The following is a 21,302-nucleotide window of genomic DNA, read 5'->3' on the forward strand; positions in this document are numbered from 1 at the left end:
TGATATGACGTTATGAGTCAACGTTATTTTTTACATCCCCGAATCGTTTGCTGAAATTTACGGCGAAACGATCACTGATCAAGCAAATCCCCGCGCGCAGCGTTCAAATATTGCAGCATGGACCACAGCGTCAGCACTGCCGCGACCCACAAGAGGCCAATCCCCGCCCACTCAACCCAGGCGTTCGGACGCCAGAGCATCCAGACCAGCGCGGCCATCTGCGCCGTCGTTTTGACTTTACCTATCCACGAGACCGCTACGCTGCTGCGTTTCCCCAGCTCCGCCATCCACTCGCGCAGTGCAGAGATGATGATCTCACGGCCGATCATGGTTGCCGCAGGCAGCGTTACCCACCAGGTATGATAGTGCTCGGCCACCAGCACCATGGCGATAGCGACCATCACTTTGTCCGCCACCGGATCGAGGAAGGCACCGAAACGGGTGCTTTGATTCCAGCGGCGCGCCAGATAGCCATCAAACCAGTCTGTTACCGCTGCGATCAGGAAGAGCAATGCGCAGGCAAAAGGTGCCCAGACAACCGGCAGGTAAAACGCCAGCACAAAGAACGGGATGAGTACAACACGAAAAAGAGTGAGCAACGTAGGGATATTATATTGCATAGTGACGGTAACTATTTGTTGTCAGTAAAATTTAGCTCTATGTTGCTACAGAGCCCTCAATGTTTCAACGAGTAGTAGATCTTTTCTGCCAGCCCTTGCGAAATACCCGGCACTTTTGCAATTTCCTCCATGCTGGCGTTGAGTAATCCTTGCAATCCGCCCATATATTTCAGCAGCATCTGACGACGTTTTGGCCCCACGCCTTCGATCGTCTCCAGTGAACTGGTGTTTTTCACCTTCGCCCGTTTTTTGCGGTGACCGCTGATGGCGTGATCGTGCGATTCATCGCGAATATGCTGGATGACGTGCAGCGCCGGGGAGTCCGGTGGCAGACTGAAGCCCTCACCTTCCGGCTCGAAGAACAATGTCTCCAGCCCGGCCTTACGATCGGCCCCTTTTGCGACACCCAGCAGTAGCGGATGGTTTTTATCCCAGCTGACATCAAGCGACTCAAATACTGCTTTCGCCTGGCCGAGCTGCCCTTTCCCGCCGTCAATCAGGATCACATCCGGGATTTTGCTCTCCTCTATGGCTTTACCATAGCGACGGCGCAGCACCCGATTCATCGCCGCATAGTCATCACCCGGCGTGATCCCGGTGATATTATAGCGGCGATACTCGGCGCGCAGTGGGCCATTCGCATCAAACACCACGCAGGACGCTACCGTCTGTTCCCCCATCGTATGACTGATGTCGAAACACTCCATCCGCTTCACTTCCGGAAGCTTCAGCAGCGCCGCCAGGGCCGTTAAACGCTGGTGCACCGTCGACTGCTGCGACAGCTTAGTGGTGAGTGCCGTCGCCGCGTTGGTTCGCGCCAGCTTGAGATAACGCGCACGATCGCCGCGCGGTTTGGTTTGAACATTCACCCGGCGGCCCGCCAGTTCAGAGAGCGAATCGGCCAGCAGGGTTTTATCATCAAGATTAAAATCGAGCAGGATCTCAGAAGGCAACGTGCGCATCTGGCTCCCCTGCAGATAGAACTGGCCGACAAAGGTTTCCACCACTTCACCCAGCTCGGTACCGCCAGGGACCTTCGGAAAATAGCTGCGGCTGCCGAGCACTTTGCCCTGTCGAATGAAAAGAACGTGCACGCAGGCCATCCCGGCGTCAAAGGCGACGCCGATGACATCAAGATCGTCACCGGTATTCGAGACAAACTGTTTCTCTGTGACTCTGCGCACCGCCTGAATCTGGTCGCGGATACGCGCTGCCTCTTCGAACTCCAGAGCAGCGCTGGCTTTTTCCATCCGCGCGATCAGCTGCGTTAAGACCTGATCGTCTTTTCCGGCTAAGAACAGGCGCACATAATCCACCTGCTGCGCATACTCTTCTTCACTCACCAGTCCGGCCACGCACGGTCCCAGGCAGCGGCCAATCTGGTACTGCAGGCACGGGCGCGAGCGGTTACGGTAAACGCTGTTTTCACACTGGCGGATCGGGAAGATTTTTTGCAGCAGCGCCAGCGTTTCACGTACGGCATAACCGTTAGGGAACGGCCCGAAATATTCACCCTTCGCATGTTTTGCCCCGCGATGCATGGCGAGGCGCGGATGGGTGTCGCCGCTCAGAAAGATAAACGGGTAGGATTTATCATCCCGCAACAGGACGTTATAGCGCGGCTGGTAGAGCTTAATATAGTTGTGCTCAAGCAGCAGCGCTTCTGTCTCTGTATGCGTGACGGTAACATCAATATTCTGAATGAGTGAGACCAGCGCTTCGGTCTTACGGGAGGCCAGATTGCTGCGAAAATAGCTGGAGAGACGTTTTTTAAGATCTTTAGCCTTCCCCACATAGATAACCGTACCGCCAGCGTCATACATGCGATAGACGCCAGGCTGGCTGGTTACGGTTTTCAGAAATGCTTTTGAATCGAACACATCACTCACTGACTTAACAACGTCTCCGCATTACACAAACCATGTCGGATGGCCAGATGCGTCAGTTCGACGTCACCATGAATGTTCAGTTTACTGAACATCCGATAACGATAGCTGTTTACCGTTTTCGGGCTGAGATTCAGCTGTTCCGAGATCTCATTCACCTTCTGACCTTTGGTGATCATCAGCATAATCTGCAATTCACGCTCGGACAAACTGGCAAACGGTGATTCGGTTTTCTCGGGCTCAATCTGACTCAGCGCCATCTGCTGAGCGATGTCGGACGCAATATAACGCTGTCCGGCAAACACGGAACGGATAGCATTGACGACTTCCTGCGGTGCAGCACCTTTACTCAGGTAACCCGCGGCCCCCGCCTGCATCACTTTCGCGGGCAGTGGATTTTCGGTATGCACGGTCAGCATGATGACTTTGGTGTCTACAAAGGTACGCGCGATTTTGCGTGTTGCCTCAAGACCACCGATACCGGGCATGTTCATATCCATCAGCACCACATCGGCGGAGTTAGTACGGCACCATTTTACCGCATCTTCACCACAGCATGCCTCACCGGCAACTTTAATACCTTTAATATCTTCAAGAATGCGTCGTATCCCTGCGCGCACCAGTTCGTGGTCATCAACAAGAAGGACGTTGATCAAAGGAAATGTCTCCAGAATAGGGATAACGCTACTGAGTGATAATTTGGTTTATATTAACGGTTTTCCTGACAAGATTAAAACGTTAAAAAACCGGCTATTCGATTTTGCTCTCGTTTTTGGAAATTAGCCTGTACAGGCGGTGGAAAGAGAGGCCGTGTTTTTAGGGCTCTTGCGGCTTTTTTTAATCATCTGTATTCAAAAAGTTACAAAAAACTTGCAGGCTTTCCCTGCAAAAAAAACAGTTCTCAAATTTTTGTAACAATAATTAACGGCAAGCGAACCGGGCATAAGCAATTAATAGCCTGTAACAGCGCTTCAGTTTACCGGTACGTTCTGTTTACGCAATTAAACATCCACGTAAAAGTACGAAAAACAACCGCTGCATTTTTTGCTTCAGCTTGTGGTATACTCCGCCGCCTTGACTTTCGTCGTCGCGCTTTAGCGCCGTTTAATAATGAGGAAAATAAATGAGCACACCTGAATTTGCCACTGCGGAGAATAACCAGGAACTGGCACAGGAAGTAAACTGCCTGAAAGCACTGCTGACGCTGATGCTGCAGGCGATGGGCCAGGCTGATGCCGGTCGTGTGATCATTAAAATGGAAAAACAAATCGCGGAGATGGAAGACCAGGCTGAATCAGCGGTATTTGCTAACACCGTTAAGCAAATCAAGCAAGCGTACCGCCAGTAACAAAAAACGGCTGGATGCAGTGCATTCAGCCGTTCGCTCGTCTGTCACGCAGAACGTTTTACGGAGTCAGATCAGTCCCGTTGCCGCCGCATAGCATGCTATCTGGGTCTTATTGGGCGCGTTAAATTTCTTCTGCATATTCTTCTGATGGAAGTTAACGGTATTCTCTGAGATCGAGAGAATGATCGCTATTTCCGCTGACGTCTTCCCTTCCGCAGTCCATTTCAGAATTTCACGTTCGCGCTTGCTGAATTTCATTTCGGGTGGCATGACCATCTCATGGTCAAAACGCATCAGAGAGGTTAAGGCCATTTGCACCAGCATTTGCAACCGCAGTTCTATTTCCTCATGGGATAATGGCCCTTCCTGTACACGTGTACGAGAAACAGAGAGGAAGCCGAGCGCATGATTCGGCAGCATCAGGCACTGCGTTATTCCCGCGCGTAAACCGTGGTCCTGGGCGCTATGCCATAATTCCTGCGCCTCAGCGAATAATGCGTCTGTCCAGGGGAGATGCCCCTGAATGAAATTCTCCGCTTTTAAAACCGGATCGATCGCGAAATAGTTCGCGGATTGATATTGCGCCATCCACAGCTTGGGGTAAGTGGTTTGCAGGGAGATCTTAGGGCGGGTAAATGGCACGGGATGGCGCACACAGAGCGCGTAATAATCGAATTCCAGCGCCTGAGTTTGTCGCTCCAGCTCCTGATATACCTCGGCGGCACAGGTCAACTCCTGAAACCGGAGGGAGCAATCCCGTCGCCAGGTGAAAAAGTCTAAATCCTTCATACTTACTAAATGAAGCCTCTGAACAGATAATCATTATTATGGTGAATATAAGCTAACACAGAAAACTTTTTTCTAACCACAAAATATCGGCAATAGCACAATTAACTTTACTATCGATAAGGTTTACCCGAGCTGGATGGAATAAAAAAACAGAGGCCTTCAGAAAGAGGGAGAATAATTTGCTCCAGGGTAATTTTCTGGAGCAAATGCGTGCAAAAATGCTACTGCATAAGGAATTTTTCAAGGAACTGACGGGTTCGCGGCTGTTGAGGGTTGGCGAATAAGCTTTTCGCCGGCCCCTGCTCCACAATCCGCCCCTGATCCATGAAGATGGCTCTGTCAGCAACATCGCGGGCGAAGCTCATCTCATGCGTCACGATCACCATCGTCCGTTTTTCCTGCGCCAGCTGGCGAATGGTGTTCAGCACCTCACCCACCAGTTCCGGATCGAGCGCTGAAGTCGGTTCATCAAACAGGATCACGTCCGGGCGCATCGCCAGCGCGCGCGCTATCGCCACGCGCTGCTGTTGCCCTCCCGACAGACGCCGCGGATAGCTGGTCTCTTTCCCCGCCAGCCCGACTTTGGCCAGCAGCTCGCGAGCGCGCGCCGTCGCTTCCTCTTTAGGCTCACCTTTAACGATAACCGGCCCTTCAATAATGTTCTCCAGCACCGTACGGTGCGGGAAGAGGTTGAAGTTCTGGAAAACGAAGCCGACATGCTGGCGCAGACGGCGAATCAACCCTTTCTGCTGGCTGATAGATTTCCCGGTATCAATCGTTATCTCCCCGACCCGAATGGTACCGCCTTCCGGCTGTTCAAGCAGGTTAATGCTGCGCAGCAGCGTGGTTTTCCCTGAGCCGCTCGGCCCAATGATTGCCACCACTTCGCCCTGCTCGACTTCCAGATCGATCCCGTGGAGCACCGTTTGACCGTGGAATTTTTTCACCAGGTTTTTGACGTCGATAGCACTCATTTTGGATCACGCTCCTGGCGGTTAAGCTGGTTTTCGAAATAGTTTTGTAGGGCAGACAGCACCGTCGCCATCACCCAGTAAATCAGCGAGGCAGCCAGATACATGGTAAAAACTTCAAGCGTACGGGAGGTGATGAGCTGTGCCTGACGGAACAGCTCCGGTACCTGAATCGTTGCCGCCAGGGAAGTATCTTTCACCAGGCTGATGAAGCTGTTGCTCAGCGGTGGAAGCGCCACGCGCGCCGCCTGCGGCAGAATGGCCCGGCGAAGCGTCTGCCATGGCGTCATCCCGATACTGGCCGCCGCTTCCCACTGCCCTTTGTCAATGGAGGAGATGGCCGCACGCAGGGTTTCAGAAGTATACGCCGCAGTATTGAGCGACAGACCAATCATCGCTGCGGGAATCGGATCTAGCTCGATACCAAACTGCGGTAAGCCGTAGTAGATCATAAAGAGCTGGGCGATAAGTGGCGTACCGCGAAAGACGGAGATATAAAAACGCGCCAGCCAGCGCACCGGCAGGATGGGTGACATGCGCATTAAGGCCAGCACAAATCCCAGTACCAGCCCGAAGAACATCCCGCCGATACTGAGCTGTAACGTAAATACCGCACCTTTCAGCAGATACGGCAGAGAATCAATAACCAGTTGAATACTTTCTTGCATTATTATTTTTCGACCTGACTTTTAGACATGAGGATGGTAGGCAAACAGCGCAGGCGCCCCGCCTGTATGGACAAATAAAATCGGCCCTTCATCCTTAAAGCGTTTCTGCGCAATGCCATCAATCAGTCCGGCCATCGCTTTGCCGGTATACACCGGATCGAGCAGTATCCCCTCGAGGCGGGCCAGCAGTTTCACCGCTTCCATGCCCTCTTCGTTCGGCGTGCCGTAACCCGGCGCAAAATAGTCATCCCAGAGCAGAATATCGGCCTTTGCCTTCAGCTCCAGCTGCGCGGCGACCGCCTGCTGTAAAGTCACCACTTTCGGCTTCTGATCCGCGACGCTGCGGGACACCGTCACGCCAATCAGCTCGACGTCCGGCAGCAGTTGCTCTAGCCCTACCGCCAGCCCGGCATGCGTGCCTGCACTGCCGGACGCGACAACCACGGAGGAGAGGCCCACCGCACCCTCGCACTGTTGGGCAATTTCCAGCGCACTTTCCACATACCCCAGCGCGCCAAGCGCATTCGAACCGCCAACAGGGATAACGTAGGGGCGGAAACCCTGCGCTTCCAGACGCGTCGCCAGCTCATCAAGCTGGGCGGTCGGGTCGGTCAACGCCTCCACCATTTCGACCTGTACATTAAACAGGTCCAGCAGCAGACGGTTACCGTTGGTGAGATAGTTTTCTGCCCGCGTGCCAATCGGGTTTTCCAGCAATGCCACGCAATGGAGTCCGAGCTTTGCCGCCACTGCTGCCGTCTGACGAACGTGGTTGGACTGGATAGCCCCGGCAGTGATGAGCGTATCCGCGCCCTCGCGCAGGGCGTCCGCCGCCAGAAACTCCAGCTTACGCAGCTTATTGCCCCCCATCGCCATGGGCGTCACGTCATCACGCTTAATAAAAATATCGCGCCCTAAATAATCAGAAAATCGCGGCAGGTACTCCAGCGGCGTCGGCGCGCCGATAAACTCCAGGCGAGGAAAGCGCGTTAAATTCTGTAGTGACATGGGTTCTCCGGTAACTCTGACAAAATGTGATATTTTTCATTATGCACGCAGACGCGAAAGAAATAAAAAAGGCGCTTTTAAAAGCGCCTTTTTTTACGTCAGAAACTTATTTCGTGACGTCTGCACCGAACCACTTCTCGGAGAGCGCTTTCAGGCTTCCGTCTTTTTGCATGTCAGCAATCGCGGAATCAATCGCTTTGACCAGGTCTTCGTTACCTTTACGCACGGCCACACCTGATTCCTGACGAGAGAACGCATCACCCGCTACCGCCAGGGTGTTGTTGGTTTTCTTCACCAGATCCAGCGCTGCCAGGCGGTCAACCAAAATAGCGTCGATACGGCCCACGCGCAGATCCTGGTATTTCGTCGGGTCATCATCATAGGTGCGGATATCCACGCCCTGCACGTTCTGGCGCAGCCACTCTTCGTAGTTAGTCCCCAGACCAACACCGACTTTCTTCCCTTTCAGGTCTGCGGCAGTTTTAATCCCGCCTTCGTTGCCTTTCTTCACCAGCGCCTGAATACCGGAAATGGTGTACGGCGTAGAGAAGTCATACTTCTTCTTACGCTCGTCAGAAATGGTCACCTGATTAATCACCACATCAATACGTTTGGAATCCAGCGACGCCAGCATACCGTCCCATTTGGTCGGTTTCAGTGACGCTTTTACGCCGAGGTGCTTCGCCAGCTCTTCAGCAAACTCCACTTCGAAACCGGTCAGCTTACCGTCATCGCCCTGGAAGCTGAACGGAGGATAGGTTCCTTCCAGCCCGACCAGCAGCGTACCGCGCTCTTTTACTTTATTCAGCAGGTTTTCTGCGGCGAACGTTTTCACGCTCATGCCTGCAACCAGCGCAACGGCCATAACACCCATCAGCGCCTGACGACCCAGAAGTGCAAATTTCATAAATACCCCGATATAGTGGAATTTTTACGTAGTGTAGAGAAATCGCCTGTAACGTCAAAGGCGACTGCGCTACATCTTATTCTTTTTTAATATATATCAGAAGTTGTTCCGGCGTGGGCTTTCTGCTTTATGGCACCCGGCATTTGTACCTTGTATTGCGCATACTTGCGCAGCGCAATTCGGTAGTTATTGGTGCTGGTCGCAGGCAGCCACGGCTCCAGATTTTCATCCAGATAACCGGTTTTCAGCAGATCGCGAGAAATATTGTTTACGGTCAGATGTTGCCCAAGGCGACGCAGGCGAACCACATATTCGCGAACGGTGCCGTGGCTCATCTCCGTTTGTTCAAACAGGAATTGCTTGAAGCCGATGATGTCGAAGAAGTCGCTTTGCTCTTTGCAGTGGAGATCCCCACAGAAACGGCAAAGCGCCACCCACTCTTTTTGCTCTTCGAGCCATGCTGCTTCGTCCATCAACGTGTCGAGACGCGAAATCGCAATCTTATTGACGATTTCGCCCCGGCGAACCAGCGTGATACGATCGAGTAACTTGTTACAGTGGGCGCAATGCGTCTGGCTGTGTTTAAAGTCTTTCAGGTAGCGGCTTAAAGGCCGTCTTTTAGATTGCTGCACCGTCATGATAACTCCTGGTTGTCAATACGTTGTGCGGCATTTTTCAGGTGAATCAATCACCTATAACTTACCCAGCTTGGTTCGTAAGCGTTTAATGGCCTGGCTGTGCAGCTGGCTCACCCGCGACTCTCCCACCTCCAGAACAGCGCCAATCTCTTTGAGGTTAAGCTCTTCCTGGTAATAAAGGGTCAATACCAGCTGTTCGCGTTCAGGCAGAGCTTCAATAGCCTCCATGACGCGCTGGCGTAAATTCCCTTCCATTAAATGGTGTAACGGGTTTTCTTGCTGGTGCTCATCCGTCACCAGCTCGATGCTATCGCCATGCTCTTCGCGCCACTCGTCATAAGAGAAGAGTTGGCTATTATTGGTATCGAGCAACATCTGACGATACTCTTCAACAGCAATGCCAAGACGTTCCGCCACTTCGGTTTCCGTTGCGTTACGTCCCAGTTCCTGTTCCAGCTGCCCCATCGCATGCGCCACTTCGCGCGCGTTGCGGCGAACACTGCGCGGCACCCAGTCGCGGCTGCGCAGCTCGTCCAGCATCGCACCACGAATACGCTGAACTGCGTAAGTCGTAAATGCCGTTCCTTGCAGAGCGTCGTATCGGTCAACTGCATTCAATAACCCGATACCGCCCGCCTGTAGCAGATCGTCGAGTTCCACGCTCGCCGGCAAGCGCACCTGGAGGCGCAATGCTTCGTGACGCACCAGCGGGACATAACGCTGCCACAGCGAGTGTTTATCCATTACACCTTCAGCGGTATAGAGTGAATTCACGATAAACAGCCCTGCGTTAGTTGAGTTATCGGCATGATTATCCGATTCTGCAGGGCGTTCAATTGGATGAAAAAGGGGGATAAAATGAGGTTATTCTGAGGTTGCCCACAACAGGGGCAACTTTTCTGCCTAAATTAACAGTTGTAACAATGAAAGATCGTCGCCCAGTTTGACGCTATCTATATGTTGATGAAAGAGCTTTCCCGCTTCCTGATTATGCTGGCTAAGGGAGTGGAAGCTGTAAATAACATCAATAATATTATCTTGTTCAATTTTTCCCGCCACGAGAGCCTGACCGGCAAGTAACGTTTTCAGGAAATAGAACTCCGCAACGATTAAATAAAGATTATTCAACATGCTGCGGCCATTGTTCTGTGGGAAGCCCTGCTCCCAGAGTTTGTATTTAAAAAAGTTCTTAAATAAATGGTCATTGGTCGCCAGGTAACTGCCCGCCACATCGCGCCAGACGGACTCGATGTTCTCCATGACCTTCTCTGCCGGTACGGCATCACCGACAGATTCGAACTGTTGATAAAGCTGAGTAAAATAGCGGTTTAATACCGCGCCGCCGCGAGCGGTCGCTTTCTTCGTAAAGTAGCTCTGAATAAGCGAAATTAACGCGAATTTCAGGCTGTAGTTCTGATTAAACCCGCCCAGTTCCGTTTTGATTTTACCGCTCACCAGTTCGTTAACCAGCGAGAAATAAACCGTTTCAAGCGTGCCGATATTCTCTTCGAGATTCTCGAGCTTTTCAGCCACCATGAGGAATTTCACCACGGCGTAAACCTGCTCTTCAACGCAGACCGCTTCAACGCTGAAAAGGTTCTGGCAGAAGAGATTGATGACCTTTGCTTTTAAATCAATCATTGGCGCAGTATTGACGTCCTGCTGGACAATGACAGATTCCATCATCGACATAGACTCCCGATCGTTCAACAGAAGTCGGGTCACTTCCGGACACGAGAGGTTCAGCGATTTTTCGATTTCATTTTTATAGACCCGGTTTGTTCGTGGAAACGACGAACAGGTTGGGCTTAACGCCTGCGCGCCCATGGCGCTATGAATAGAACAGAGTTTTTCAGTATCCATAAACGGGCAGTTTTTACTTTCCGTATGGAAAATCACTTCGCCCCAGTTGCCATACTGTTTTTTGGTAACTTTTATCGCCGTTTTCGCCGTATGACGAATGGCGGCATTTTTGCTGTTCAGGTAACGGTTAACGGAGGATTTATCAAACGCGATGGTCCAGCCCTGACAACAATGTTCACGGCATTCCCCACCGACACATGAAAAATCTGCGACCAGCTTTGGTTGAGTGACACTGATTTGTTTCACAGGCGGATTCTCAAATAGCAGAGATAAAAAAACCCCGCCGAAGCGGGGTTTCACGCGTAATATTAACGCAGCAGAGACAGAACGGTCTGTGGAACCTGGTTTGCCTGAGACAGAACAGAAGTACCAGCCTGCTGCAGGATCTGCGCGCGGGACATGTTGGAAACTTCAGTTGCGTAGTCAGCGTCCTGGATACGGGACTGAGCAGCAGACAGGTTGTTAGAGGTGTTGTTCAGGTTGTTGATTGCAGAAGTGAAGCGGTTCTGCACAGCACCCAGACCAGAACGTGCTTTATCAACGGTAGCGATAGCTTTGTCGATGGTGTTCAGGTCAGTAGCGGTCATTGCTTTCAGGTCGATAGCGTTCACGCCCAGAGTAGTAGAGTCAGCTTTAGCGCCGCTCAGATCCAGGTTGATGGTGTCGCCGTCGTTAACGCCAACCTGAATTTTAACCACACCAGCAGTACCTGCAGTGCCGTCCAGCAGTTTGATGCCGTTGAAGTCAGTTTTGCCCGCAACACGGTCGATTTCAGCCAGACGAGCGGTAACTTCATCCTGCAGAGAAGCCAGGTCAGATGCGCTGTTGGTGCCGTTGCTTGCCTGAACAGCCAGTTCACGAACACGCTGCAAGTTGTTGTTGATTTCGTTCAGAGAACCTTCAGCAGTCTGCGCCATGGAGATACCGTCGTTGGCGTTACGTGCAGCCTGGGTCATCCCTTTGATCTGAGCGGTCATGCGGTTTGCAATCGCCTGGCCAGCAGCATCGTCTTTCGCGCTGTTAATACGCAGACCGGAAGACAGACGCTCGATAGCAGTGCCCAGAGAAGACTGAGATTTGTTCAGGTTGTTCTGAGTGGTCAGGGACAACAGGTTAGTATTGATAACTGCCATAATTTTGTTTCCTTCAAAAATTGGGTTTTAGGTCCGGTGCCTAACACTCACAGCGTCTCTCACCGTCAACAAGGTTATCGACGGGTCCCCAAAAGACTTTAGAATCAATTTTGAAAAAATTACAACTCAATGATTATTAATGATTTTATTTTTAAAAAATCAATTAAGGTCCGCCAGAGGCTTATTATTTACGCTTTTTAAATGCACAAAGAGATGACAAAAAAGGCACACACTTATTCGTGTTTTCAATGCAGTGATAATGACCCTAAAGTGCAATCCTTTCATTTACCCCGCCAGGACGCGTCTATTCTTTGGATTATTTTTTTCTCGCCATCGTAAACTTTTACCTTGAGAGGCCGATAAGAGTCCTGAACTACTTTCGTATTTTAAGGAAAATATGCATGGCTACTATCAGTAACCTCGGGATAGGTTCTGCAGGACTCGGGGATTTATATAATCAGTTGGAAGCGGCAGAGAAAACCAAGCTGACGACGATTACTTCCCAGCAATCAACGTATAACGCACAGCTAAGTGCTTACGGCAAGCTGCAGAGCGCCATGACATCGCTGCAGACTGCGACCGCTGCACTGGGTAAAGCAACCACCTGGAACTCAACGTCCGTTAGCAGCACCAACACGGCCTTTACTGCCACCACAACGGCTGACGCGTCCGTGGGTTCCTTTGTTGTCAACGTCAACCAGGTTGCGAAAGCACAGGCACTCACTACCGGCTCCTATGCTAACAACACGGATCTGCTGGGCGATACGACAGGTACAACGCGTAAAATCACCATCACCCAGCCGGGTACCACAACGCCTTTAGAGGTCACCCTGGCAGATGGCGATACGTCTCTGGCCGGGATCGCGAGCGCCATTAATAAAGCGAACGGCAACGTCACCGCCAGCGTCATTAAAGCGAAAGACGGTGATTACCGCCTGATGCTGTCGTCAAAAACCACCGGTACCGATGGTGCGATGACGGTAAGCGTTACCGGCGACGCCAAGCTGCAAAGCGCCATTGGCTACGATTCAACCACCAAAACGGGCGCGCTGACGGTGAATACCGCCGCACAGAACGCGATTGTGGTGGTGAACAACATCTCGATCGAGCGCCAGTCAAATACCATTACCGATGCGCTGCCTGGGGTCACCTTCAGCGTGAAAGCGCAAAGCACGGCAGACGAAACCCTTGAGGTTTCACGCGCAACGGATGCGAACCAGAAGGCGATCACGGACTGGGTCACAGCGTATAACTCGCTGCAGTCTACCATTAACAGCCTGACGAAGTATGTTCCGGTCGATGCAGGCTCCGGCAGCCAGTCTACCAGCAACGGCGCGCTGGTCGGTGATGCGAACGTGCGTGGGGTTCAGTCTCAGCTGCGCGGCCTGCTGACCGAAGTGCAGACCGGCTCCATTCAGATCATGGCCCAGTTGGGGATTACCCAGGATCCGGTGAAAGGCGCGGACGGTACCGTCGGTAACCTGAAAGTCGACACCGATAAGCTGAAAAAAGCGCTGACCGACAACCCGAACGCCGTACAGCAGTATTTTGTCGGTGACGGAAAGAAAACCGGCATGGCGACCCAGATGAACAACACGCTGACCACCATGCTCAGCACCAGTACCGGCAGCGCCGGGGTGATCCAGAACGCGAAAGACGGGATCAACAAAACGCTGAAAACGCTGGGCGAACGTTACGATGCCATGGATGCTCAAATTGAAGCCACCATGGCACGTTACAAAACCCAGTTCACCAGTCTGGACGTATTAGTCACCAAAATGACCAGTACAGCCAACTACCTGACCCAACAGTTCTCACAAAAGTAGTCGTAGCCTTCAGGAGTGGATATGTATAAGACCTCTGGTGTTCAATCCTATCAGCAGATAGGAGTCGAAAGCGCAGTCATGAATGCCAGTCCACACCAGCTGATTGTCATGTTGTTCGACGGGGCGCATAGCGCCCTTGTTCGCGCGCGTTTGTTCATGGAAGCCGGACAAATTCGCGAAAAAGGCGAAGCCTTATCCAAAGCCATCAACATCATCGACAACGGTTTAAAAGCAGGACTGAACATGGAGGTTGAGAGCGAGTTGTCCGGTAACCTTGCCTCCTTGTACGAATATATGGTTCGACGTTTGTTACTGGCGAATGTCAGTAATGACGTAGACGCAATTGTTGAAGTCGAGGGTTTATTAAACAACATTGCGGATGCGTGGAAGCAAATCGGCCCCAATGCGTCCTCTATATCAGGATAATTTTTGATGAATAATCCCAGCGCAGCGCTTAGCCACTGGCAGGCGCTACATGCTCAGAGCATTGCTATGCTAAATCTCGCACATTCTGGTCAATGGGATGCGCTTATCGAGCAGGAAATGCATTACGTTCAACTGGTGGAAAAGATTTCGCAAACGCCCATCATGTCATGCCCTCCGGCTCAGGTTGAGCAAGCGCGTGCGCTGCTGGAAATGATCCTTGAAAATGAGAATGCGCTGAAGGCACTGTTGAAAGTCCGCATGGACGAACTGCGCAGTCTGATTGATCAAACCGGTAAACAGCAATCCATCACTTCTACCTATGGAAAGCTGTCAGGGAATATTCTTTATCCAGAAAGTTTTACCCGCGACACACAACTATGATTTCTTCATCCATACTCCAGAAGTCTGCCAACCGGCTTCTGGAGCAAGGATGATGAAAAACCCCACCCTGTTACAATGTTTTCACTGGTATTACCCTGCTGGCGGTGAATTGTGGCGAGAGGTCACGGCGTTAGCTCCCAATCTTAACGAAATCGGCATCAACATGATCTGGCTGCCGCCCGCCTATAAAGGTGCGTCCGGCGGGTATTCTGTTGGCTATGACTCTTACGACCTGTTCGATCTCGGCGAGTTTGACCAGAAAGGCAGTATTGCCACGAAATACGGCGACAAAGCGCAGCTGCTGGAGGCCATTAACGCCCTCAAAAGCAACGACATTGCCGTGCTGCTGGACGTGGTGGTCAACCACAAAATGGGTGCAGATGAGAAGGAATCTGTCCGCGTTCAGCGCGTAAACGAACAGGACCGCACGCAAATCGATGACGAGATCATCGAGTGTGAAGCCTGGACTCGCTACACCTTCCCCGCCCGCGCCGGGCAGTATTCACAGTTCATCTGGGATTACAAATGCTTCAGCGGCGTCGACCACATTGAAAACCCTGATGAAGACGGCATCTTTAAAATCGTCAACGACTACACCGGCGAAGGCTGGAACGATCAGGTTGATGATGAGATGGGTAACTTCGATTACCTGATGGGCGAAAATATCGACTTTCGCAATCACGCCGTGACCGAGGAGATCAAATACTGGGCCCGCTGGGTCATGGAACAGACGCGCTGCGACGGTTTTCGTCTTGACGCCGTTAAGCATATTCCCGCCTGGTTTTACAAAGAGTGGATTGAGCACGTCCAGGAGGTCGCCGACCAGCCGCTGTTTATCGTGGCGGAATACTGGTCCCACGAGGTGGATAAACTTCAGGCCTATATTGACCAGGTCGAAGGCAAAACCATGCTATTTGATGCCCCCCTGCAGATGAAATTCCACGAGGCGTCACGTCAGGGTCGGGATTACGACATGAGCCAAATCTTCACCGGTACCCTGGTGGAAGCCGATCCGTTTCATGCGGTCACCCTCGTCGCGAACCATGACACCCAACCTCTTCAGGCGCTGGAAGCCCCGGTCGAAGCCTGGTTCAAGCCGCTGGCCTATGCGCTGATCCTGCTGCGGGAAAATGGCGTGCCGAGCGTCTTTTATCCGGACCTCTTCGGCGCCAGCTATGACGACACGGGAGGAGACGGTGAAACGTACCATATTGATATGCCGGTCATTGAGCAGCTTCACGAGCTGATCCTCGCGCGTCAGCGTTTTGCCCACGGCGTGCAGACGCTGTTTTTCGACCATCCTAACTGCATTGCCTTCAGCCGCAGCGGCACGGATGACGATCCCGGCTGCGTGGTGGTGATGTCAAACGGGGACGACGGTGAAAAAGTGATTTGTCTTGGGGAAAACTACGGCAACAAAACGTGGCGGGATTTTCTCGGCAATCGCGAAGAAACCATCACTACGGCGGCGGATGGCGAAGGCACTTTTACCTGCAAAGGCGGAAGCGTGAGCGTGTGGGTAATAGAGGATGCGCTTTAGAACGGGAAACGTGCGGCCTGATGCCCTCACCCCGTCCCTCTCCCACAGGGAGAGGGCGCAAACACCAAAAACGGCAACGAGGTTGCCGTTTTGCGTTTACCTTTAGGGCAGTTTACTCGCCAGCGGATTCTTGCTCAGGTAATCGGCGCATTCAACCGTTGGGCGATCGACCTTCTGCAGCTCCAGCCCGTCGTACTCAAGCGTCAAGCCATCGCGCTCCAGCGGATAGATATCGAGCTTACGCGTCACGTTGTAATAACTGTCTGAACGCAGCATGATTTTACCCGGCACGGCAATCACGCGCTGCCACTGACGGCAGTCCAGCGTATCGCCCTCTTCCGTCACCACCAGCGTGGCAATCGCATTCGGGCTGACCATGTTGCTCTGCGGCCCTTTCGACTGCCAGTATCCCGCCAGATGCGCCGGGACAGGATGCTTAATCACGTCGTTATAGTTATCGACCTGAACGCACCCGGTCAGTGCCAGCAGCGCGCCAGCAATTGCTATTTTTTTCATCATCTTTCCTGCATTCGAAGAAAAAAATATTGTGGCATTAAAGCGCTGCGGCTGCCAGCGAAGATCGACAGGTCTTAAACCTGCATCCCCATCACTTCCTGATAGGCCGACACCAGCTTGTTACGCACCTGGATCCCCATCTGCAGGGAAACCGAGGCTTTTTGCAAATCGGTCATCACATCATTCAGCGCCACGCCCGGCTCACCGAGGGTGAACTTTTCTGCCTGAGTGCGCGCTGCGGTCTGGGTATCACTGATACGGTCAAGAGCGGCATGCAGTTGCCCTGCGAAGCTGATGCTCGGCTGCTGATCTGCCACATTCTGATTACGGGCCGTCATCGCCGTTGCCTGCAACTGACTGATTACCCCTTCAATGCCCTGTATAGCCATGACTTTCCCCTGGATGGTTTTTTACGCGGTCAAGACTAACAGCTTGTCAATAAGATAATGGCGGTAAATAGCATGAAAAAACCAGGTTATTTGACCCATAGAAAATCACGAATCATCAAATAATGGCAGGGCCATCAATATGGAACTTTTGTCGTGTTTGCCGACCCGGGAGTCAGTTTTGTTTCTCTACACGAATAACGTAAACCACCAGGATTTAAGAGGTGCGCAATGAGTGCAACAGCATCGACAGCGCCGCAGAATAAATCACTCGAGTGGATGAACCGCCTTCGCGCGAATCCTAAAATCCCGTTGATCGTGGCAGGCGCTGCCGCAATTGCGATCCTTGTAGCGATGGTCCTGTGGGCGAAAAGCCCTGATTACCGGACGCTCTACAGTAACCTTTCCGATCAGGATGGCGGCGCCATCGTCACCCAGCTTACCCAGATGAACATCCCTTATCGCTTTGCCGATAATGGCGGTGCGCTTGAGGTACCGGCAGATAAGGTGCACGAACTGCGTCTGCGTCTGGCTCAGCAGGGGCTGCCGAAGGGCGGCGCGGTGGGCTTTGAGCTGCTGGATCAGGAAAAATTCGGTATCAGCCAGTTCAGCGAGCAGGTGAACTACCAGCGTGCGCTGGAAGGTGAACTGGCCCGCACCATTGAAACATTAGGCCCGGTGAAGAGTGCCCGCGTGCACCTGGCGATGCCTAAACCTTCTTTATTTGTCCGTGAACAGAAATCACCTTCGGCTTCCGTGACCGTGAACCTTGAGCCTGGCCGCGCGCTGGACGAAGGGCAAATCAGCGCGGTGACGCATCTTGTCTCCAGCGCCGTCGCCGGTCTGCCGCCGGGTAACGTAACGCTGGTTGACCAGAGCGGCCATCTGCTGACGCAATCCAATACCGCCGGTCGCGATCTCAATGACGCACAGCTGAAATATGCCGCCGATGTCGAAAGCCGTCTCCAGCGTCGTATTGAAGCGATCCTCGGCCCGGTTGTGGGTAACAGCAACGTACACGCGCAGGTTACCGCGCAGATCGACTTCGCGAATAAAGAACAAACTGAAGAACAATACAGCCCGAACGGCGATGCGGCTCAGGCGGTAATGCGTTCACGCCAGATCAATTCGAACGAGCAGGTCGGCGGTGCATACCCAGGCGGCGTGCCGGGTGCGTTGTCTAACCAGCCGGCCCCGGCTAACGCGGCGCCGATCTCTACGCCTCCGGCCAATCAGCAGAACGGTCAGCAAAATAATCAGCAGACCACCTCAACGGCCAGTAACGCCGGTCCGCGTACCAGCAGTCGTAACGAAACCACGAACTATGAAGTGGACCGGACGATTCGCCACACTAAACTGAACGTGGGCGATATTCAGCGTCTTTCCGTTGCAGTAGTGGTGAACTACAAAACGCTGGCGGATGGCAAACCGTTGCCGCTGACCGCCGAGCAGATGAAGCAGATTGAAAACCTGACCCGTGAAGCGATGGGTTACTCCGAGAAGCGCGGCGATACCCTCAACGTGGTGAACTCACCGTTCAACTCGGTTGAAGAGACCGGCGGTGAACTGCCGTTCTGGCAACAGCAGGCGTTTATCGACCAGCTGATGTCCGCAGGCCGCTGGCTGCTGGTGCTGATTGTCGCGTGGCTGCTGTGGCGTAAGGGCGTTCGTCCGCAGCTCCAGCGCCGCGCTGAAGCCGAAAAAGCGGCTCGCGAGCAGATGAATGCGCGTCAGGAAACCGAAGAAGCGGTTGAAGTGCGTCTCAGCAAAGATGAACAGATGCAGCAGCGTCGTGCTAACCAGCGCATGGGCGCTGAGGTCATGAGCCAGCGCATTCGCGAAATGTCAGATAACGATCCGCGCGTCGTGGCGCTGGTCATTCGCCAGTGGATGGGTAACGAACATGAGTAATACGCTTACGGGCACCGATAAAAGCGTCATCCTGCTGATGACCATTGGCGAAGATCGCGCGGCAGAGGTGTTTAAACACCTCTCCCAGCGAGAAGTGCAAATTCTCAGTGCGGCCATGGCCAACGTGCGTCAGATCTCCAACAAGCAGCTGACTGAAGTGCTGGCAGAGTTTGAACAGGAAGCCGAACAGTTTGCCGCGCTGAACATCAACGCCAACGACTACCTCCGTTCCGTGCTGGTCAAGGCGCTGGGCGAAGAGCGTGCCTCCAGCCTGCTGGAAGACATTCTGGAAACCCGCGATACCGCCAGCGGTATCGAAACGCTCAACTTTATGGAACCACAGAGTGCCGCCGACCTTATTCGCGACGAGCACCCGCAGATTATCGCCACCATCCTTGTCCACCTTAAACGTGGTCAGGCGGCCGATATTCTGGCGCTGTTCGAAGAGCGCCTGCGTCACGATGTGATGCTGCGTATCGCCACCTTCGGCGGCGTCCAGCCTGCCGCGCTGGCGGAGCTGACCGAGGTGCTCAACAACCTGCTCGACGGCCAGAACCTCAAGCGCAGCAAAATGGGCGGCGTAAGAACGGCGGCGGAAATCATCAACCTGATGAAAACACAGCAGGAAGAGGCGGTCATTACGGCGGTTCGCGAATTCGACGGCGAGCTGGCACAGAAAATCATCGACGAGATGTTCCTGTTCGAGAACCTCGTGGAAGTGGACGACCGCAGCATCCAGCGCCTGCTCCAGGAAGTGGATTCCGAGTCGCTGCTTATTGCCCTCAAAGGTGCCGAGCAGCCGCTGCGCGAGAAATTCCTGCGCAACATGTCTCAGCGTGCGGCCGATATCCTGCGCGACGACCTTGCCAACCGCGGCCCGGTTCGTCTGTCTCAGGTGGAAAACGAACAGAAAGCCATTCTGCTTATTGTTCGTCGTCTGGCGGAAACCGGCGAGATGGTGATTGGCAGCGGAGACGACACCTATGTCTAATGAGCTGCCGTGGAAGCGCTGGACGCCGGACGATCTGGCTCCTCCCCTCTCCGAGTTCACGCCAGCCGCGATCCCGACCGAGGAGCTTGACCCGGATGTCGAGCAGCCCGAGCTGAGCGAAGAAGAGCAGCAAGCACAGATGCTGGCTCAGCTGCAAATGCAGGCGCACGAGCAGGGCTACAATGCCGGTCTGAACGAAGGCCGGCAGAAAGGCCACGAGCTGGGGTACCAGGAAGGTCTGTCGAAAGGGTTAGAGCACGGTATCGATCAGGCGCGCCAGCAGCAGGCGCCGATCCATGCCCGCATGCAGCAGCTGGTCAGCGAGTTTCAGCACACGCTGGACGCGCTGGACAGCGTGATTGCCTCGCGACTGATGCAGATGGCGCTGGAAGCCGCGCGTCAGGTGATCGGCCAGACGCCCGTGGTGGATAACACGGCGCTTATCAAACAAATTCAGGGTCTGCTTCAGCAGGAGCCGCTGTTCAGCGGGAAGCCGCAGCTGCGCGTCCATCCGGACGATCTGCAGCGCGTGGAAGAGAGCCTGGGGGCGACGCTAAACCTGCACGGCTGGCGCCTGCGCGGTGACCCGTCGTTACATCACGGCGGCTGCAAAGTCTCTGCCGACGAAGGCGATCTGGATGCCAGCGTCGCCACCCGCTGGCAGGAACTGTGCCGCCTGGCGGCACCGGGAGTCGTCTGATGACCGCACGCCTCACCCGCTGGCTCACCACGCTCGACAACTTTGAGACTAAGATGGCGCAACTGCCATCTGTTCGTCGTTATGGGCGACTGACGCGCGCCACCGGTCTGGTACTAGAGGCCACCGGCCTGCAGCTGCCGCTGGGCGCGACCTGCGTGATCGAGCGTCAGGACGGTCTGGAAACGCGTGAAGTGGAAAGCGAAGTGGTCGGGTTCAACGGCCAGCGCCTGTTCCTGATGCCGCTTGAAGAGGTGGAAGGCATTCTGCCCGGCGCGCGCGTGTACGCCAAAAACACGTCTGGCGACGGGCTGCAAAGCGGGAAGCAGCTGCCGCTTGGCCCTGCCCTGCTGGGCCGCGTGCTGGACGGCAGCGGGAAGCCGCTCGACGGACTGCCCTCCCCGGACACCACCGAAACCGGCGCGCTGATCACCCAACCGTTTAACCCCCTGCAGCGAACCCCTATCGAGCATGTGCTCGACACCGGCGTGCGCCCGATTAACGCCCTGCTGACCGTGGGACGCGGGCAACGTATGGGCCTGTTCGCCGGGTCAGGCGTGGGTAAATCCGTCCTGCTCGGCATGATGGCGCGCTACACGCAGGCTGATGTGATCGTTGTAGGTCTGATTGGCGAACGTGGTCGTGAAGTAAAAGACTTTATTGAAAACATTCTGGGAGCGGAAGGCCGTGCCCGCTCGGTGGTCATCGCCGCGCCGGCGGACGTGTCGCCGCTGCTGCGTATGCAGGGTGCCGCGTATGCCACCCGTATTGCCGAAGATTTCCGCGACCGCGGCAAG

22 protein-coding genes and 1 pseudogene are annotated in these 21,302 nt (G+C 53.8%); 9 read left to right on the top strand and 14 right to left on the bottom strand.

Features of this window, described 5'->3' with window-relative positions; all coding sequences use genetic code 11:
* Positions 1 to 71 precede the first annotated feature (71 nt).
* Genes pgsA through uvrY form a run of 3 tightly spaced genes read right to left on the bottom strand, consistent with a single transcriptional unit; the run spans position 72 to position 3,162 of the window.
* A complete protein-coding gene (pgsA, locus tag DOU50_RS16480) occupies positions 72 to 620 on the bottom strand; it encodes a CDP-diacylglycerol--glycerol-3-phosphate 3-phosphatidyltransferase (protein WP_023336158.1) in 549 nt (182 codons plus the stop codon).
* A gap of 56 nt (positions 621 to 676) precedes the next feature.
* The gene (gene uvrC / locus DOU50_RS16485) at positions 677 to 2,509 is read right to left on the bottom strand and encodes an excinuclease ABC subunit UvrC (protein WP_148769760.1); all 1,833 of its coding nucleotides are present in this window, start codon (positions 2,507 to 2,509) and stop codon (positions 677 to 679) included.
* Complete coding sequence (uvrY, locus tag DOU50_RS16490) at positions 2,506 to 3,162, bottom strand: UvrY/SirA/GacA family response regulator transcription factor (RefSeq protein ID WP_013096026.1); 657 nt, start codon at positions 3,160 to 3,162, stop codon at positions 2,506 to 2,508. Before uvrY ends, uvrC begins: the two co-directional genes overlap by 4 nt.
* 467 nt (positions 3,163 to 3,629) lie before the next feature.
* Here uvrY and DOU50_RS16495 point away from each other — a divergent pair, with 467 nt between their 5' ends.
* A complete protein-coding gene (locus DOU50_RS16495; protein WP_008500345.1) occupies positions 3,630 to 3,854 on the top strand; it encodes a DUF2594 family protein in 225 nt (74 codons plus the stop codon).
* Between the two features lie 66 nt (positions 3,855 to 3,920).
* Here DOU50_RS16495 and sdiA read toward each other — a convergent pair whose 3' ends face one another.
* The 9 genes from sdiA to DOU50_RS16540 form a co-directional block, all read right to left on the bottom strand.
* A complete protein-coding gene (gene sdiA, locus DOU50_RS16500; protein WP_024909771.1) occupies positions 3,921 to 4,643 on the bottom strand; it encodes a transcriptional regulator SdiA in 723 nt (240 codons plus the stop codon).
* 221 nt (positions 4,644 to 4,864) lie between these two features.
* A complete protein-coding gene (gene tcyN / locus DOU50_RS16505) occupies positions 4,865 to 5,617 on the bottom strand; it encodes an L-cystine ABC transporter ATP-binding protein TcyN (protein ID WP_008500343.1) in 753 nt (250 codons plus the stop codon).
* A complete protein-coding gene (gene tcyL / locus DOU50_RS16510) occupies positions 5,614 to 6,282 on the bottom strand; it encodes a cystine ABC transporter permease (RefSeq protein WP_014884380.1) in 669 nt (222 codons plus the stop codon). The genes tcyN and tcyL overlap by 4 nt, the downstream gene beginning before the upstream one ends.
* Before the next feature lie 21 nt (positions 6,283 to 6,303).
* Positions 6,304 to 7,290, bottom strand: coding sequence for a D-cysteine desulfhydrase (dcyD, locus tag DOU50_RS16515; protein ID WP_024909770.1), 987 nt, complete (start codon positions 7,288 to 7,290; stop codon positions 6,304 to 6,306).
* Between the two features lie 106 nt (positions 7,291 to 7,396).
* Complete coding sequence (gene tcyJ, locus DOU50_RS16520) at positions 7,397 to 8,197, bottom strand: cystine ABC transporter substrate-binding protein (RefSeq protein WP_148769761.1); 801 nt, start codon at positions 8,195 to 8,197, stop codon at positions 7,397 to 7,399.
* A gap of 86 nt (positions 8,198 to 8,283) precedes the next feature.
* Positions 8,284 to 8,835 (bottom strand): flagella biosynthesis regulatory protein FliZ, encoded by a 552-nt coding sequence (gene fliZ, locus DOU50_RS16525; RefSeq protein WP_008500339.1) that lies wholly within the window; start codon positions 8,833 to 8,835, stop codon positions 8,284 to 8,286.
* A gap of 54 nt (positions 8,836 to 8,889) precedes the next feature.
* Positions 8,890 to 9,609, bottom strand: a complete 720-nt coding sequence (locus DOU50_RS16530) for an RNA polymerase sigma factor FliA (RefSeq protein WP_014170714.1) — start codon at positions 9,607 to 9,609, stop codon at positions 8,890 to 8,892.
* A gap of 129 nt (positions 9,610 to 9,738) precedes the next feature.
* The gene (fliB, locus tag DOU50_RS16535) at positions 9,739 to 10,944 is read right to left on the bottom strand and encodes a flagellin lysine-N-methylase (protein ID WP_032646306.1); all 1,206 of its coding nucleotides are present in this window, start codon (positions 10,942 to 10,944) and stop codon (positions 9,739 to 9,741) included.
* Positions 10,945 to 11,006: 62 nt separating this feature from the next.
* On the bottom strand, positions 11,007 to 11,831 hold the full coding sequence (locus tag DOU50_RS16540) for a flagellin (RefSeq protein ID WP_023312294.1): 825 nt from the start codon (positions 11,829 to 11,831) through the stop codon (positions 11,007 to 11,009).
* A 401-nt stretch (positions 11,832 to 12,232) separates the two neighbouring features.
* On the opposite strand from DOU50_RS16540, the gene fliD reads away from it, so the two are divergent.
* The 4 genes from fliD to amyA are packed head-to-tail and all read left to right on the top strand — an operon-like array spanning position 12,233 to position 16,004.
* Complete coding sequence (gene fliD / locus DOU50_RS16545; RefSeq protein ID WP_024909768.1) at positions 12,233 to 13,657, top strand: flagellar filament capping protein FliD; 1,425 nt, start codon at positions 12,233 to 12,235, stop codon at positions 13,655 to 13,657.
* A 21-nt stretch (positions 13,658 to 13,678) separates the two neighbouring features.
* Positions 13,679 to 14,083, top strand: coding sequence for a flagellar export chaperone FliS (gene fliS, locus DOU50_RS16550; RefSeq protein ID WP_023312296.1), 405 nt, complete (start codon positions 13,679 to 13,681; stop codon positions 14,081 to 14,083).
* Positions 14,084 to 14,089: 6 nt separating this feature from the next.
* A complete protein-coding gene (gene fliT, locus DOU50_RS16555) occupies positions 14,090 to 14,464 on the top strand; it encodes a flagella biosynthesis regulatory protein FliT (protein ID WP_024909767.1) in 375 nt (124 codons plus the stop codon).
* Between the two features lie 52 nt (positions 14,465 to 14,516).
* On the top strand, positions 14,517 to 16,004 hold the full coding sequence (amyA, locus tag DOU50_RS16560; RefSeq protein WP_148769763.1) for an alpha-amylase: 1,488 nt from the start codon (positions 14,517 to 14,519) through the stop codon (positions 16,002 to 16,004).
* A 102-nt stretch (positions 16,005 to 16,106) separates the two neighbouring features.
* Here amyA and yedD read toward each other — a convergent pair whose 3' ends face one another.
* Together yedD and fliE are read right to left on the bottom strand one after the other, a co-directional pair.
* A complete protein-coding gene (gene yedD, locus DOU50_RS16565; RefSeq protein WP_024909765.1) occupies positions 16,107 to 16,520 on the bottom strand; it encodes a lipoprotein YedD in 414 nt (137 codons plus the stop codon).
* A gap of 74 nt (positions 16,521 to 16,594) precedes the next feature.
* A complete protein-coding gene (gene fliE / locus DOU50_RS16570; RefSeq protein ID WP_008500329.1) occupies positions 16,595 to 16,909 on the bottom strand; it encodes a flagellar hook-basal body complex protein FliE in 315 nt (104 codons plus the stop codon).
* A gap of 228 nt (positions 16,910 to 17,137) precedes the next feature.
* Between fliE and fliF the strand changes: the two genes are divergently transcribed.
* The 4 genes and pseudogenes from fliF to fliI form a co-directional block, all read left to right on the top strand.
* A complete protein-coding gene (gene fliF, locus DOU50_RS16575; RefSeq protein WP_024909764.1) occupies positions 17,138 to 18,817 on the top strand; it encodes a flagellar basal-body MS-ring/collar protein FliF in 1,680 nt (559 codons plus the stop codon).
* Positions 18,810 to 19,808, top strand: coding sequence for a flagellar motor switch protein FliG (gene fliG, locus DOU50_RS16580; protein ID WP_023312301.1), 999 nt, complete (start codon positions 18,810 to 18,812; stop codon positions 19,806 to 19,808). Before fliF ends, fliG begins: the two co-directional genes overlap by 8 nt.
* Positions 19,801 to 20,508 carry a flagellar assembly protein FliH gene (gene fliH, locus DOU50_RS16585; RefSeq protein WP_024909763.1) on the top strand — a complete coding sequence of 236 codons (708 nt, stop codon included), beginning with the start codon at positions 19,801 to 19,803 and terminating at the stop codon, positions 20,506 to 20,508. The genes fliG and fliH overlap by 8 nt, the downstream gene beginning before the upstream one ends.
* Positions 20,508 to 21,302: pseudogene (fliI, locus tag DOU50_RS16590) on the top strand (flagellum-specific ATP synthase FliI); the annotation flags it as partial. The gene fliH and the pseudogene fliI, both read left to right, overlap by 1 nt.

The organism is Enterobacter sp. C6 (genome assembly GCF_008122455.1).
GTDB lineage: Bacteria > Pseudomonadota > Gammaproteobacteria > Enterobacterales > Enterobacteriaceae > Enterobacter > Enterobacter pseudoroggenkampii.